Here is a 15,608-nt window from a genome sequence, read left to right on the forward strand (position 1 = left end):
GCAGGCGAGGTGGGCGATCACCGGCCGCTGCCTTCGGCAATCACCCAGGGCTGGTCCTCAGGTGCGAACAGGGCGTTGTAAACGGTTGGCTCCGCTACGTCAGGCAGGTGAAGGCCGACAGGCTCGGCGAGCATTGGTTCGGAGAGACATCGCAGGCCATGCCGCGCGAGGATTCGCAGAACGTCGCGCGCAGCGGGGGAGTCCAGCTCCTCCTCGGAGGTGATGACGCGCGGTCGAGAAGCGGTGCTCGTTCCGTCGTCGAGTGCCTGGACCAGGGCGTAGGGACCCACCATGGAGAGTCTGACCGCGAGCAAAGGTGTAACGCTCACAAGGTATGTGAAGCACACGTCACAGTTTTCGTCGGTGTCGTCAGTCAGCGCGCCCAGTGTCGCGAGCTCGGCTCTGGGCGTGCGATAGGGGTCCCGTCGCATGGCGTCCATCACGAACGCGCGGCGAGGTGCTGCCAGATCGCCATAGCTGTCCAGAAGCCTGCGGTTCAGCTCCTGGCGCGACTTCCAGTTCCACTGCAGGGCGGTGGCGTGTGACTTGTTTCTCGTCATCGTGTCTCAATCGTAGTGAACCGGTCCGACGGGATGGCCATGGATCTTCCCGGCGCCGTCCATGTGGACGCGGACCCGGGTCTGCCAGCCGATCTTCGGGCCGTTGCGGGGAGCGGTTCCGACCGGTCGGCCGTACTCGAAGTCGCGCACATTCGGACGCCCGGGAACCGGTGTGCCGTGGTCCCAGGCGTGCTGGGCATATGCGTCGGCTTCGGCTCGGCTCGCGAACGCCGAGGTCGGAGTCCCGGCGTCGATTCGTTTCTGGTACTCACGCGTCCCCACGACATGCTGGTCCTGCTTCTGCCGCGCTACGTGTGGTGACAGGCCGAGAGGGTCGGCCCAGGTGAGCGGATTGAGCACGTAGGCGTCAGGGTTCCCGGCCGGCTCCAGGCCCAGCGGGTCGGGGCTGGTGTAGCGGGCCGTCTCCGGGTCGTAGTACCGGGCGACGTTGTAGTGGAGCCTGGTCTCAGGGTCGAAGAATTGCCCCGGGAAGCGGAGCGGCGTGTAAGCACGACTGCCAGACGCCCAGCTGGTGTTGCCCCAGACGCTGCGAGTCGCGTGCCAGGCGATGGCACCGGATGACGGTTCGATGAGTTCGAGCGGGGCGCCGGTAAGGTCGGTGACGATCGCGAAGAAGGCCCGGTCGACCTGCTCGTCGCTGAGTTCGAGACGGCCGGTGCGTCGGATGGACTCGCTTTGCGCAAGCGGGTGCAATCCGTCGTAATCCCAGCTGACGGTATGGGGACCGGGCAGGTAGGACGCGCTGGTCGTCTGCTCGATGAGTGTTGTGTCGGCCCAGGTGAACTCCGTCCGCTCCAAGACCTCTCGTTCGTCCGCTGTTTCACTTGCCAGGCGAACCTTGGCAGTCCGGCGGCCCAGAGCGTCGTATTCGTATCGCCAGCGTGAGCCGTCAGGAGTGGTGACGCCCACGAGGTGGTCCTCGACGCTCCAGGTGAACCGCCACGTGTCCGGTCGGCGGGAGAGGCGAGTCACTTGACGCATCGTCATTCGTCCTGCGCCGTCGTACTCGTAGCGAACGCGACCGGCCGAACGCAGGGCGGATCCTGCGTAGGCACGAGCGCCGCGGGCCGCCTCCGAGCCCGCGGAGCCGCGCCAATCCGCCGTGGTCAGATTGCCCGCCTCGTCGTAGGCGTATGTCTCCGGCTGCCGACTGGAGCGGACCGCAGTGATTCGACCGACCGGGTCGAAGGTGAAGTCCTGACGACCGGAGAGCAGATCGTGTGTCCAAGCGGGCGTTCCGTCTGGTTGATACTCGTACTGGCGCCGCTGAACTTCTGAGCCACCGCGGCGACGGACTGACTGCTCGGTGAGCCAGTGGCGGGGGTTGCGGGCGCTCTCGATCGTCAGGCCGTCGCCGATGCTCCGAAGGCGCTGGTGTCCTGCCTCGTCGTAATCGATCTCGATCCTGCCATCGGGCAGGGTCATCGCGACTCGGCGGCCCGCCGCATCGTAGGTTGACTGGCTGAAGTGTCCGCCAGGGGTGGTGCGCTGTACCTCGTGGCCGAGTTCGTCATGTCCGTAAGTGACGGCTCGACCGTTGACGGTTTCACTCAGAAGGTTGCCCAGCGAGTCGAATGTGCGCTCCAGGACGGCGTCCGCGCAGGAAGCGCCGGTCAGACGTCCGGCGGCGTCGTACTGGAAGCGGGAGATCAGGCCTTCGGCGTTCTTCGCCGCCATTCGGCCGGTCGAGTCGTATTCGTAGAGGATGCGCTCGCCCAACGGGCTGAGCTTCGACGTAAGTTGGCCGGCTGCGTCGTAGTCGTAGGACGTCGTCCGCCCGAGGAAGTCCTGCTCGCCGGTCAGTCTGCCGCAGGCGTCGTACTGGTACGTCCATCGCTCGCCGATGGGGCTGACGACCGAAATGAGCTGCATGTGCTCGTCGTAATCGAAGGTGGTGCGGGTGCCATCCGGATCTGTTCGGGAGGCCAGATTTTCGAAGTGGGTGTGCTCGAACGCGGTGAGGCGTCCGACCTGGTCCCGGTGACTGAGGAGGTTCCCTTCGCCGTCCCAGGACCAGGCCTCCGCTGCGCCATCCGGATGGGTACGTACGGCTGGCTTGCCTTCTACCGTCCAGGTCGTTTCGGTCCCGTGGCCGAGCGGATCGACGACGCGGACTGGTCGGCCGAAGGCGTCACGCTCGGTCCGCGTGGTGGCGCCGAGAGCGTTGGTGATCTCGACCGGCAGCCCGGCCGGATCGCAGAGGATGCCGGTGATGCTTCCCCGCGCGTCCGTGACGGAGACGAGGTGGCCGCGCTCGTCGTAGGTGTAGCGGGTGACCGCGCCCAGCGGGTCGGTGAGGGACGTTCGGCGTCCCGCTTCGTCGTAGGTCTGCAGCCAGACCGCCCCGCCCGGTTCGACGATCCGGGTCGGCAGGCTGAGCTCGCCCGCGTACTCCGCCGTTGTCCGCTCGCCGTCCGGGCGGATGACGGTGGTGAGGTCGCCGGCGCCGTCGTACTCGTAGCGGGTGGTGCGGTCGAGAGGGTCGGTCTCGCTGAGGAGGCGGTTGAAGTCGTCCCGCTCGTAGCGGGTGGTGTTGCCCAAGGGGTCGACGATCGCCACGACTTGGTGGCGGTCGTTGATGTGGTACCGCGTCGTGTGCCCGAGGGCGTTGGTCTCGCTGTGGACACGCAGCCCCGTCGCCGGGTCGGGTTCGCCGTAGTGGAAGGTGAAGCGCAGCGCGCCGTCCTCGCCGCCCTCGTCGACGACGCGCCCGTGGTTGTCGTAGACGTACCAGTAGCGGCTGTTGTTGCGGTCCGTCCAGGAGGTGACGCGGTCCCAGGCGTCGTAGGTGAACCGCATCGGCAGGCCGGAGGAGTTGTAGACCTCCGTGAGGTTGCCGTCCTCGCCGTAGGCGTAGCGCAGCAGCTCCTGGTCGCCGCCGTCCGGGGCGGCGTTCGCCAGCAGGAGGGCGGTGATGCGGCCGGAGTCCGTCGTGACCAGGAGGCGGTAGCCGCCGGAGTGCTGGATGGCCTGCGGGGTACCCGCGCCGTCGTACTCCAGGTCGTAGTGGCGGCCCGAGCGGTCGCGGACGCGGGTGAGCAGGGCCGTCGCGCCGTCCGGTTGTGCCGTGAACTCGCGGACCAGGCCGGTGCCCGGTTCCGTGACGGTGTAGAGGCGGCCGCGGGCGTCGACGCCCAGGAGCCGGCGGTCGCCCGCCGAGGCATGGACCCGCTCGCCCGGCTCCGGGTGGGGGTAGGCCTGGGTCACCCGGTCGGCGCGGATGTGGACGACGCCCTCGGCGTCGATCTCCAGGCGCTCGTCGAAGGTGCAGACCCAGCGGCGGCCCATCCACCGCCCCGCCCGGTAGCCGGACTCGAAGTTGCGGGTGAACAGCAGCGGCAGCGAGCCGGGCAGGGAGGCGTCGACCTGGTCGATGTACATCCGCCCCGTCGCCATGTCGACGGGCTCACCGCCGCCGCACACGGCGTCCTCGTCCCGGCCGGCTTCGTGCGGGTCCTGGACCTGGTCGCGGCCCGCTCCTGTGGGCTCGCCGCCCTCGCCCGGAGGGGATGACGGGTGCTCTCCGGACGCCGTGTGCGGGTCGTGCGGGGTGGTGCCGGGGTGCTCAGCCGCCTTCTCGAGGTCGGCGGCGGTGCGCTCCTCGTCCCTGGCGGCGCCCTCGGCGACCTGCTTGGACTTCTTCTCGGTGTCCTTCAGGATGTCGTGGTACGCCTTGGTGAAGTCCTGAGCCAGGCCCTGTTCCGCCTTCTTCGCCGCGTCCTCGACCGCGTGTGCGATCTCGCCCATGCCCCCGTGCCCCCGTTGTGCTCTCTGTCGACTCGCCGTGCCCTGAAGAGTTGGTGCGGTGAGCTGCTACTCGAAGGTCATGCCGGACAGGTTGCCGCTCAGGGTCTGGGCGTGGCCCTGGACCATCTCCGCGTGGACGGCGAAGAGTTGGGCGTGGGAGGCGAGGTTGTCCGGGTGGATCATGAAGCCGTCGCCCGGGCCGTTGCCGGAGACGCCGAGCATGTCCTCCAGCGCCGAGTACGACATGCCCGCGACGGCCTTCTCGACCACGCCCAGCAGCGGCGTCAGCGCGGCCTCGATGACCTCGCCGATGATGTACTGGACGAGCTGCTGCTCCAGGAAGTCGACGGCCATCTCCGCCGCCTTGACGATGAGCGCCATCGCCGCCTCGGCGAGGCCGAGTGTCGCCACGGCCGCCGCCTGGTCGGCGACGAAACTCGCGGCGAGGCCGATGAGTTCGCCGATGCACTCCATCTTCATCGCGATGATGTAGTCCGCGCCCGCCTCGAGCGCGGCGGAGAGCACCTGGCAGCCCTCGATCAGGTCCTGCATGTGGCCCTGGGAGAGGTGGGCCCACTTGGAGACCAGCAGCTCGTACGAGTTCCCCTGGTAGTGCTCGCTCATGGAGTTGATCGAGTCGGTCGCCTGCTGGTGCGTGTTCTGGATGTTGTTGCCGAAGTCCCGGACGTGGCCCGCGAACTCGCGGACCTTGTCCTCGTTGATCTGCGGCCAGTTGATCCCGATGAACTGCAGGAACTGGGCGACCTCGCTGGGCAGTTCGATGGCCATGAATATCCCCCCGTGACCGTCGGATCATGTGATCGTGTCGCGTTCTCGTCACCGTAGCAGCGCGGGCGGACATGCGGTCAGGTGTGCCGCCCGGCGGAACGGCCGCCTCCGCCGGAGCGGCCACGCCCCGGAAGGTGGCGGGCGGGGCCGGCCAAGCAGGGGAGGCGGTGCTCGCGCGACGCCTCGGCAGTCGTTCGCCTGCGTGGTATTTGTCCCATATATCCGTAGTCTCGGTAGTGGCAGAGCTGCGATCCAGGAACGAGGAGCACCGTGCAGGCCAGTGCCAGTGAGGACGCCCCGCCGGCCGCGCCGGTTCCGGCCGGGACCGACGGCGACCCCGACGCGCGGCTGCGCGCGGTGGTCGGGCTCGCGCAGGCGATGGCGGCCGCGCCGGACGGGCGGTCGGCCGCGCAGGTGGCGGCCGGGCTGGCCCGGGAGGCGATGGGCGCGCAGTTCGCGGCGATCTCGATGTGGGAGCGCGAACGCGGCCGGCTGCGGGTGCTGGTCAACGACGGCCTACTCGCGCCCGGCGAGGAGGCGCTGCCGGCGGACGAGTCGTACCCGCTGGCCGAGTACCCCGAGATCGCCCAGTTCCTGGCCCAGCGCGGCCTCGGCGAGACCTTCGCGCCGGACGGGCTGCCACGGGCCTGGATGCAGAGCGCTGACGGCGGCGCCGCCAACGGGCCCGTCAGCCGCGCCCGGGCCGCGTCCCTGCGGCGACGCGGACGTGCCTGCTGCCTGGTCGCGCCGATCCTCCTCGGCGGCCGGGCCTGGGGCGAGCTCTACCTGGCCCGGACGGAGGGCCGGCCCGTCTTCGACGACGCCGAGGCGTCGTTCGCGACCGCCCTCGCCGCACAGCTCTCGGCGGGCCTCGCGCAGAGCGAGCGGCTGGAGGAGGTCAGCCGGCTGGCCTTCACCGACCCGCTGACCGGCCTCGCCAACCGCCGCGCCGTCGACGCCCGGCTGGACGCCGCGCTGGAGCAGCACCGGATCGACGGCGCCGTCGTCTCCCTCGTCGTCTGCGACATCAACGGCCTCAAGCGCGTCAACGACGAGAAGGGCCACGAGTGCGGCGACCGGCTGCTGGAGCAGTTCGCCAACCAGCTCTCGCTCTGCGGCGCCATGCTGCCCGGCGCACTCGCCGGGCGGCTCGGCGGCGACGAGTTCTGCCTGGTCTCCACCGGCCCGAGCGCGGACGAGGTGGTCCGCGTCGCGGAGGAGCTGTGCGCGCAGGCGCTGACGATCGATCAGGGTGAGGGCGTCGCCTGCGGGGTGGCCTCGACGGGCGACCCGATCGGCCCGGTCACCACCGCGGACCGGTTGTTCCGGCTGGCCGACGCGGCCCAGTACCGGGCCAAGTCCGGCCCGGCCACGCAGCCCGTCGTCGCCGGTCGCGGCAGCCTGCCGGACCCGACGGTCAGCCTCGCCGACAGCGGCTCGCGGCCCGGCGGCGGGCGCCGCACGGAGCGCCGCCGCTTCCGCGGCGCGCGGCACACCGCCGACCCGGGCCAGCTGCTCGCCGCGGCCACGGCCGCGCTCGACGACCGCCCGGCCCCGGCCGGGACGCTGGCCCGGCTGGAGACCGTCGCCGAGACGGCCTCCCAGCTGCTCGACGCCGTCGCCTGGTGGGTCTCCTACGTGCCGCCGGGCGCGACGACGATGCACACGGCGGGCTACGGCGTCCGCCGGATGACCCGCGGTCCCGGCAGCGTCCGCGCGCAGGTCCAGCGTGCGATGAACGAGGCCCCCGACGCCGTCTTCGACCTGCAGGCCTACCCGCTGACGGCGCTGGCGATCCGCGGCGGCAGCTTCGGCCTGCGCACGGGCGTGCCCGGCAACGACCCGGCGGAGGAGGCCGTCCTCGCCGTCGGCGGCTACCGCGCGATGGTCGCCGCGGGCGGCGCGAACGCCGCCGGCGGCTGGCTGCTGGAGCTCTTCGCCGACGACGCCACGCTCTCCCTCGCCGGTGTCGGCCCGACGCTGCGCGCGCTCGTCGCCGTCGCCCTCTCGGGCCCCCCGAGCGCGCCGTGAGTCACCGCGGGGACTGACGCTGCGTCAACCTCGGCCCTTGCGACGTTGACCGGCATGCCATGACTCGATCATGCTTGTGCATCCAGCAACGGACTCGGGGGAGTTGACACAACATGACCATCTCGTCCTCGTCGGAGGCGAGCCCGACAGCGGCGGCCGGCGGCGCGGCCGGCGACCAGGCCGGGGGTGGCGCCGCCACACCCGTTCCGGGCTGGGTCGAGGAGCAGGCCGGTCCCGGCGGAGGCCAGGCCACCCGGCATCTGCAGGCCGCGGCGCACCTGAGCCGGCCGTTCCGGCGCGCCGTCATCGCCGAACTCGTCGAGGAACGCCACCGCGTGCCGGCCCCCGCGCCCGGCACCGACATCGGCGCTGTGCTGGCCGAATGCCTGCGCGCCCGGCGCCACCACCTGTGGACCGCCCTGGCCTGCTTCGTCGTCCTGCTCGTCGGACTCGCCTTCGACGCCGTGGGCACCGCCTTCGCGCTCGGCGCGCTCCTCCAGGTGCTGCTCTGGGGCTTCGGGTCGCGCGCGGTCACCTGGGCGGTGGTGCGGCTGGAACCCCGCCTCGACACGCCCTGGCTGCGCGAGCGGGTGCGCCGCACCGTCCTCGCCGTGTTCTGGGCGCTGTACGCGGTGGAGCTCGTGTTCGGCGTCGCGATCCTGACCAAGCTCGCCCAGTCCGACACAGCCGGCTACGACGGGTACGACGGCTACGGCGGGTACGCGGTCACCCCGCAGCCGAGCGTGGGCGGCTCGCTGGCCGTGCCGGTCCTGCTGGTCGTGGTCTGGCTGCTGATCGGCGCCGTCTCCCGCTACCTGCAGCTGGGACGCCTCGCCGAGATCGGCGACCCGCGCTCCGCCGAGCCGCCGTACCAGCCGCCGGCGGGGCTGCGCCCCGTCTTCGAGCGGCTGCGCTCCGGTGCGCTCGAGGCGGAGACCGTCTTCGGCGCCTTCCAGCCCTTCGTCGGCTCGGGGGTCCTGTACGACGACTGGACCCTGCACACCGAGCTGCGCCCGGCGGAGGCCGGCGTCACCGCCACGCCGCTGACCGTCGCCGAGGCGCACGAGACGATCACGTCCTGGCTGCGCGGCCTCTCGTTCGGCGCCGACTACCCGGGCGACGCGCTGCACGCGCTGACCGTCCGCGACCGCGTCTTCCGCTCCGGCCTGCGGGTCGAGAGGTCGGAGGCCTGGCACGGCTCGCTCTCCCCGGTCGGCCCCGACGGTCGGCGCGGCCTCGCCCCGGACGCGGTCCGCGTGCTCGACGGGGCGGCGCACCCGCGGCTGCGCCACTACGTCGAGGCGCGCGCCGAGCTCTGGGGCGGGCAGGTGATCGTCTCCACCTTCGTCCGGGTGACGCTCCAGGGACAGCAGCTCTACCTGGAGGGCCTGCAGTACGTCCTGCCCCCGGTGGCGGAGCGCTACCGCGCCGTGGACCAGGCGCTGCGTCCGGACGGCCTGGACCTGCTGCGCTGCCTGTGGCAGGCGTCCACCCACCTCGGCCGCGACCTCGCCGACAACACACTGGAGGTCTGGTCGGCGCTGGGCTCCGCACTGCGCGGCCGCTGGAAGGAGCGCTGGCGCGACCGCATGCTCGCGCACGACCGCAAGGTCGATCAGTCCCCCCGGGTGAGCGTGCGCGAGCTGGGCGCGGACAGCCACTACGAGGTGCTCTTCCAGCATCTCGACGCGAAGCGCGTCTGGTCGGCGGTGGCGGAGCGGACGCAGGCGGCGCTGCTGTTCGTGCTGAAGCAGCACGGTTACAGCACTGAGCAGTTCGAGGCGGTCGTGCAGAACATCCACATCAACAACGGTGTCCAGAACTACAACAGCACCGTCTCGGGCGCGCAGGCCGCGGGCCGCGGCGCGCGGGCGAGCACGCATCCGACGGTGCCGCAGGCACGGATGGGAACGAACTGAGATGGCGTCTCCCGAGTACCGCAACGAGTCGGGGATCCAGAACATCAACAGCACGGTCAGCGGCGCGCAGGCCGTCGGCACGGGCGCGGTCGCGTCCGTGGGAACCCCGCCCGAGGCCAACGCGCTCGCCGAGGCGGTGGGGGTGCTGCTGCGTCAGCTGCCCGCACTGGGCCTGGACACGGAGACGGCGGAGGACGCGGAGGCGCACCTGGAGGACCTCCACGCGGAGGCGACCGCGGCGGAGCCGAGCCCCGGCCGGGTGCGGCGGGCGTTGAGCGGCCTGAAGGGCGTTCTGGCCGGAGTGGCCGCAGCGGCGGGCGCCCTGACGGCGGTGGAGAAGGCTGCGGAGCCGCTCCTCAGGCTCCTCGGCTAGTTCCCCGCGCCCCTAGGTGGTGCAGCTGCCTGCGGGAGCATCCGTGACCGGTCGCGCCCGGGCGGCGGAGCGGCATATCGGTGGAGCCCCGCGCCCCTAGCGTGCTGCAAGGTCCCTCAGAGGACCCGCTCGGCTCCGGTGTAAAGGTTCGCGCTGCGGCCACGCAAAAAGCCGACCAGCGTCATGCCGGCCTCGTCCGCCAGGTCCACCGCGAGAGCGGACGGCGCGGAGACCGCCGCGAGCAGGGGGATGCCGGCCATCGCCGCCTTCTGGACGAGCTCGAAGGACGCGCGGCTGCTGACCATCAGCAGGTGGCTGCGGAGCGGCAGCAGGTCCTCCCGCAGTGCCCAGCCGATGACCTTGTCGACCGCGTTGTGGCGGCCGACGTCCTCGCGGACGCAGAGCAGGCGGCCGTCGGCGGCGAAGAGGCCCGCCGCGTGGAGGCCGCCGGTGGCGTCGAAGGCGCGTTGCGCGGCGCGGAGCGCGTCGGGGAGGGAGAAGAGGAGCTCGTCGGTGACCGTGAGCGGGTCGTCGGAGAGGTCGGCGGGAAGCCGCTTGCGGACGGCGTCGACCGTCTCCGCGCCGCACAGGCCGCACGCGCTGCTGGTCAGCAGCGAGCGGTACGCGGAGACCGGGACGGTCTCGGGGCGGGCGACGCGGGCGTCGACGACGTTGTAGGTGTTGATCCCCTCGGCGTTGGTGCCCGCGCAGTAGCGCAACGCGGGGACGTCGTCCGCGGTAGCGGCTATGCCCTCGGCGACGAGGTAGCCGGCGACGAGGTCGAAGTCGTGGCCGGGGGTGCGCATGGTGACGGTGAGCGCGCGGCCACCGACGCGGATCTCCAGGGGCTCTTCGGCGGCCAGCGCGTCGGGGCGTGCGTCGCGGCGTCCGTCGCGCAGACGGGTCACGCGGCGGCGTTCGGTCACCCGGCCCATGGCCCGGCCTCCTTCGTTCGGCTCTGCCGCCATTCGGCTCAGCTGCGACCCACCGTACTTCGGCGGCCCCACTCCTGTTGTCATAGCGCCATTCACATGGTGTGATTTCGCATATGGATATGCACAACGTCGTCATCGGCAAGGCCAACGTGGGCCCGGCCGACGTCATCGCGGTCGCGCGCGGCAACGCCAAGGTGGAGCTCTCCGGGGACGCGCTGGCCGAGATGGCCGCGTCTCGCGCGCGGATCGACGCGCTCGCCGCCGAGCCGCGCCCGGTCTACGGGGTGTCCACCGGCTTCGGCGCCCTGGCCGTCCGTCACATCAGCCCGGAGCTGCGCGCGCAGCTGCAGCGCTCGCTGGTCCGCTCGCACGCGGCCGGCATGGGCCCGCAGGTCGAGCGCGAGGTCACCCGCGCGCTGATGCTGCTGCGTCTGAAGACCCTCGCCTCCGGCCGTACCGGCGTGCGCCCGGTCGTCGCCGAGACGATGGCGGCGATCCTCAACGCCGACATCACCCCGGTGGTGCACGAGTTCGGCTCGCTCGGCTGCTCCGGCGACCTCGCGCCGCTCTCCCACTGCGCGCTGACGCTGATGGGCGAGGGCCTCGCCTACGGCCCGGACGGCACCGTCCGCGACGCGGGCGAGCTGCTGGCCGAGGCCGGCATCGCGCCGATCGAGCTCGCCGAGAAGGAGGGCCTGGCCCTCATCAACGGCACCGACGGCATGCTCGGCATGCTGGTGATGGCGATCGCCGACCTCGGCCGGCTCTTCACCGTCGCCGACATCACCGCCGCCATGTCGCTGGAGGCGCTGCTCGGCACCGAGCGCGTGCTGCTGCCCGAGCTGCACGCCATCCGGCCGCACCCGGGCCAGGCCGCCTCCGCCGGCAACATGCTGAAGGTGCTGGAGGGATCCCGCCTCACCGGCCACCACCAGGACGACGCGCCGCGCGTCCAGGACGCCTACTCGATCCGCTGCGCCCCGCAGGTCGCCGGCGCGGGCCGGGACACCCTGACCCACGCCCAGCTGGTCGCCGACCGCGAGCTCGCCGCCGCCGTCGACAACCCGGTGGTGCTGCCCGACGGCCGCGTCGAGTCGAACGGCAACTTCCACGGCGCGCCCGTCGCCTACGTGCTCGACTTCCTCGCCGTCGCCGCGGCCGATCTCGGCTCGATCGCCGAGCGCCGCACCGACCGGCTGCTGGACAAGAACCGCTCGCACGGCCTGCCGCCGTTCCTGGCGGACGACCCGGGCGTCGACTCCGGCCTCATGATCGCCCAGTACACGCAGGCCGCGCTGGTCAGCGAGAACAAGCGGCTGGCCGTTCCGGCCTCGGTCGACTCCATCCCGTCCTCGGCGATGCAGGAAGATCACGTCTCCATGGGCTGGTCCGCCGCGCGCAAGCTGCGCCAGGCCGTCGACAACCTGGCCCGCGTGCTCGCCGTCGAGCTGGTCGCCTCGGCCCGCGCACTGGAGATCCGCAGCTACAGCCACACCGGCGAGGACGCCAGCCCGCTCGCCCCGGCCACGGCCGCCGCCGTCGCCGCGGCGCGCGAGGCGGGCGTCGGCGGTCCGGGCTCGGACCGCTTCCTCGCCCCCGACCTGGAGGCCGCGTACGCGTTCGTGCGCAGCGGCGGCCTGGTCGCCGCGGTCGAGACGGTCACCGGCCCGCTGGCCTGACCGCTCACCCGAACGGTCACCCGATCGACCTCGGCACGACAGTTCTGGTTCCCGTTCCGGCAGGCGAGAAGGGACTTGCCGACTCTGCATGCGGTCATGCAGAGTCGGCACCTACTGAATCGCCCGCCCGCCCGCTGGAGGCGCACATGAGCGTGACACCGCCCCAGCCGATGACACAGTCGGTGGAGGCCCCGCAGAGCAGCGGGCCCTCCAGCAGGCTGCTCCGGCTCTTCGAGGGCTACCGGCTGACGCCGACTCAGCGCCGGATCGCGCACTGCCTGGTGCGCAACGCCGCCGAGGCGCCCTTTCTGTCCAGCGTCGAGGTGGCCGAGCTGGCCGGCGTGAGCCAGCCCTCGGTCACCCGTTTCGCCGTCGCGCTCGGCTTCGACGGCTACCCGGCACTGCGGCGCCGGCTGCGCGAGCTGGGCCTGGCCGAGCCGGGCGGCGAGTCCGGCGGGCGCGCCGGCGGCGTGCGCGAGACGGCGGGGGAGATCGTCCGCAACGAGCAGCAGCAGGCGGTGCTGAGCGAGATCGCCAACCTGCAGCACCTGGCCGCGGTGCTGGCCGATCCCGAGCCGGTGCTGCAGGCGGCCAGGGTGCTGGCCGCGTCGCAGCCGCTGATCGTCCTCGGCCTGCGCGCCGCCTCCGCCCAGGCGAACGGCTTCGCCTACTTCGCCGCCAAGGTCCACCCGGACGTGCGGCTGCTGGACGAGGGCGGTTCGCTGCTGCTCGACCGCATCGAGCAGGCCCGCGTCGCGGGCGCGACGGCGCTGATCTGCTTCGCGCTGCCGCGCTACCCGCGCGAGCTGCTCGACGCGCTGAACGCGGCCAAGGCCGCCGGGCTCACCGTCGTCACCGTCGCCGACAGCGCGTTCGCGCCGGTGTCCTCGGTCTCCGACCTGCTGCTCCCCGCGGCGGTCGGGTCCAGCCTGGTCTTCGACACCGCCTGCGCGCCGATGATGCTGGGCCGCGTCCTGCTCCAGGCCATGTGCGACGAACTGCCGGGCTCGGTGCTGCGGCTGGAGGAGTTCGAGCAGCAGGCGGCGACGCGCGGGCTCTTCTTGGGATGACGCAGCTTGGGATGACGGAGCTTGGGATGAAGCGGTTCGGGATGACGCGGCTCGGGATCAGTGAGCCCGGGTGCCGGGGATGACCGGGGCCGGGACGGCTCAGCCGGGAGCCGGTCGGGAGCTCCGCTCGGTCGAGGAGATCGCCGCCCTCACGGGCGGGGACACGCTGGTGCTCTGGGCTGCGCAGGGCCTGGAGCGTGGTGGCCGGGCCTGGGCCGGCGAGGACGCGGTGATCTCCGCCGCGCCGGCGATCTCGACGCGGGACCGCGCCGCCGTCTGGGCCCGCTCGCCGCAGGCCGCGGCCGCGCTCGCCCGCGAGGTGCTGCCGCAACTGCCGCGCAGCTTCCGTCCGTTCGGTGACCGGCCGGTGATCGAGGCGGTCGCCGCGGCGGTCCCCGGTCTGGAGGTCGTCGGCCGCTTCGGCTGGATGGACGCGCGCGAGACGGCGCCGCCGGAGGCCCCGGCGGAGTGGCTCACCGACGTGGACGCGGAGGCGGTCAGCGGCATCCTCGACCGCGCCTACCCCATCTCCTACGCCCGCCCGGGCGTCACCGGCGTCACCCACTGGGCCGGCATCCGCGACGACGCGGGCCGGCTCCTCGCCGTCGGCGCCCTGGCCTGGCCCTCCCCGCAGGTCAGCCTGCTCAGCGGCATCGCCGTCGACCCGTCCGCCCGAGGCAAGGGCCTGGCCCTCCCCCTCTGCGCCACCCTCGCCCACGCGGCCCTCGCCACCCACGACGCGGTGGCCCTGATGGTCGAGGACGCCAACACCTCCGCGCGCCGCGTCTACGAGCGCCTCGGCCTCCACCACCGCCCGGTCGCGGCGGCGGCCTTCGCGTAGCGAACTTCCCCCCTGCACACCCCAAGACTTTTCTCATGCGGCGGCGTTATCGTCCGGCCATGCGTGGGACCTATGCGCGCGCCCGGGTTGTCGTGATACGGGGCACCGTGGCGCGGACAGTGATGTGGATCGGGGCGGTCGGGGCCGTGGCGGGGTTGCTGATACCCGCTCTGACCGGGCTCGGGCGTGGGGCGTTGATCGGTGCCGGGCTGTTCGTGGTCGGCCTCGTGGCCGGGGTGCTGCAGCGGCGGCGGTGGTTCGCCCGGCGGGCGGTGGCGGCCGGGAAGGCGGCGTTCGCGGTGACGCTGGAGCCGCCGCACGAGACGCGGCAGCGGCTCGCGCGCGGGCACGCGCTGTGGCTGCTGGTCGGCATCAGCGTGACCGCCGCGCTCGGCGTCGTCGCCGGGCCCGCCGCCGGGCTCGGGGTGCTGGGCTGCGGTGTCGGACTGCAGCTCTCGGTCCTGCTGCTCGCGCGCTGGGAGCGCCGCGAGGAGAAGCTGCTGTGGGCGCGCACCGACGACGGACGGCTGCTCGGGCGTCGGGGTACGGTGGGGGAGTTCGTGACCACCGGGCCGTCGGCGGGGAATGTGAAGGCCGTCGTTCACGGCTGACACCGGCCGCGACTGCTGCACTAGAGTCCCCTGGGCTGTCGGCGCCCGTGTGGTCGGGCGCCGGGGACGGGGGACGCAGTGGTGAAGGACCGTGACATCGACCCGGAGGCGGACGCACGCGCCTGGCGCGAGGCGGACCTGCCCGAGCTGACGCCGGAGCAGGAACAGGCGCTGAAGCTCGCCGGCTTCGAGACGAAGAAGCTGCGGCACCTGGCGGCCGGGGGCCGTTACGGGCGCTCCCTCGCCATCAGCGTGCTGATCTGCTTCACCGACGCCTACCCGCAGGCCGCCGCCGTTCAGGACATCGCCCGCGCGGGCGAGGCGAACCGGATGATCACCTCACGCAGCGCCGACGAGTTCGAGGCCGTGCTCCAACTGCGCGGCCTGCACAGCAGACGCGGTCCCGGGGGCGACCCGAAGGTACGGAAGGCGAAGGCCCGCCTGACCGCGACGCCCGCCACCGGCGTGCGCTGGTGGTCCGCCTGGGTCCTGGTCGTTGTCCCCACCCTCCTGCTCACCAGCGGCCTGGCCGCGATGGACGTCGGCGTCGGCGTGGTCTTCGGCATCATCTGGCTGATCATCGGCTGGGTCCTGGTGGTGCGTCGGCTGGCTTACCGGCGTGCACCCACCGGCCACCTGGTCGGACAGCTCTACGTGATGGCGTCGATCTGCTTCGTCGTGGCGGGGATGGGCGCCTCCAACGCGGCCCTGCTCGCTCTGGGACAGCAAGGCGTCGGCAGCGTGGACTCGCAGTCGGAGGGGGTCGGGGGCCACGGCACGCACTACTTCCAGTGCACGGTGCGGCAGCCGGACGGCGCCTACGTCGACCTGCGGTCGACCGGCGCCTGTCCGGGTCCGGTCGGCACGCCGGTGACGATCGTCTACGTTTCCGGCGGGCAGGTCCTGCGTCCGGCGCTCGGCACCGCGAGCTCGCTCATGCCGTGGGCGGGTCTGTGGGGCCTCGGCACCCTCGGCGGCTGTGGCCTGCTCGCGGGCGCGGCGGTGCGCGGCCGCCGCGGCTGACCGGCCCGG

Annotated in this window: 11 protein-coding genes and 1 pseudogene; 8 read left to right on the forward strand and 4 right to left on the reverse strand. The window is 72.4% G+C overall.

Annotated elements, in window-relative coordinates; genetic code table 11:
* Nucleotides 1-17 precede the first annotated feature (17 nt).
* From DN069_RS01040 to DN069_RS01050, 3 genes are all read right to left on the reverse strand, one after another.
* Nucleotides 18-560 (reverse strand): hypothetical protein, encoded by a 543-nt coding sequence (locus tag DN069_RS01040; RefSeq protein WP_111498764.1) that lies wholly within the window; start codon nt 558-560, stop codon nt 18-20.
* 6 nt (nt 561-566) lie between these two features.
* Nucleotides 567-4,328, reverse strand: coding sequence for a DUF6531 domain-containing protein (locus DN069_RS01045; protein ID WP_111498765.1), 3,762 nt, complete (start codon nt 4,326-4,328; stop codon nt 567-569).
* Between the two features lie 66 nt (nt 4,329-4,394).
* The gene (locus DN069_RS01050; protein WP_111498766.1) at nt 4,395-5,117 is read right to left on the reverse strand and encodes a WXG100-like domain-containing protein; all 723 of its coding nucleotides are present in this window, start codon (nt 5,115-5,117) and stop codon (nt 4,395-4,397) included.
* Between the two features lie 378 nt (nt 5,118-5,495).
* On the opposite strand from DN069_RS01050, the pseudogene DN069_RS01055 reads away from it, so the two are divergent.
* The 3 genes and pseudogenes from DN069_RS01055 to DN069_RS01065 form a co-directional block, all read left to right on the forward strand.
* A pseudogene (locus DN069_RS01055) lies at nt 5,496-6,617 on the forward strand (GGDEF domain-containing protein); the annotation flags it as partial.
* 644 nt (nt 6,618-7,261) lie between these two features.
* Nucleotides 7,262-9,067, forward strand: coding sequence for a hypothetical protein (locus DN069_RS01060; RefSeq protein ID WP_111498767.1), 1,806 nt, complete (start codon nt 7,262-7,264; stop codon nt 9,065-9,067).
* Between the two features lies 1 nt (nt 9,068).
* Nucleotides 9,069-9,440 carry a DUF5955 family protein gene (locus DN069_RS01065; protein ID WP_111498768.1) on the forward strand — a complete coding sequence of 124 codons (372 nt, stop codon included), beginning with the start codon at nt 9,069-9,071 and terminating at the stop codon, nt 9,438-9,440.
* 116 nt (nt 9,441-9,556) lie between these two features.
* On the opposite strand, the gene fdhD is transcribed toward DN069_RS01065, so the two are convergent.
* A complete protein-coding gene (gene fdhD / locus DN069_RS01070) occupies nt 9,557-10,375 on the reverse strand; it encodes a formate dehydrogenase accessory sulfurtransferase FdhD (protein WP_111498769.1) in 819 nt (272 codons plus the stop codon).
* A 119-nt stretch (nt 10,376-10,494) separates the two neighbouring features.
* Between fdhD and hutH the strand changes: the two genes are divergently transcribed.
* From hutH to DN069_RS01095, 5 genes are all read left to right on the forward strand, one after another.
* The gene (gene hutH / locus DN069_RS01075; protein WP_111498770.1) at nt 10,495-12,054 is read left to right on the forward strand and encodes a histidine ammonia-lyase; all 1,560 of its coding nucleotides are present in this window, start codon (nt 10,495-10,497) and stop codon (nt 12,052-12,054) included.
* Nucleotides 12,055-12,224: 170 nt separating this feature from the next.
* Nucleotides 12,225-13,124, forward strand: a complete 900-nt coding sequence (locus tag DN069_RS01080; protein ID WP_111498838.1) for a MurR/RpiR family transcriptional regulator — start codon at nt 12,225-12,227, stop codon at nt 13,122-13,124.
* Between the two features lie 79 nt (nt 13,125-13,203).
* On the forward strand, nt 13,204-13,965 hold the full coding sequence (locus DN069_RS01085) for a GNAT family N-acetyltransferase (protein ID WP_111498771.1): 762 nt from the start codon (nt 13,204-13,206) through the stop codon (nt 13,963-13,965).
* A 59-nt stretch (nt 13,966-14,024) separates the two neighbouring features.
* Nucleotides 14,025-14,576: a hypothetical protein gene (locus tag DN069_RS01090; RefSeq protein WP_133259797.1), complete on the forward strand. Its 552-nt coding sequence runs from the start codon at nt 14,025-14,027 to the stop codon at nt 14,574-14,576.
* Between the two features lie 81 nt (nt 14,577-14,657).
* On the forward strand, nt 14,658-15,599 hold the full coding sequence (locus DN069_RS01095) for a hypothetical protein (protein ID WP_111498773.1): 942 nt from the start codon (nt 14,658-14,660) through the stop codon (nt 15,597-15,599).
* Nucleotides 15,600-15,608: the final 9 nt, after the last annotated feature.

Source organism: Streptacidiphilus pinicola (genome assembly GCF_003258295.1).
GTDB classification, from domain to species: Bacteria; Actinomycetota; Actinomycetes; order Streptomycetales; family Streptomycetaceae; genus Streptacidiphilus; species Streptacidiphilus pinicola.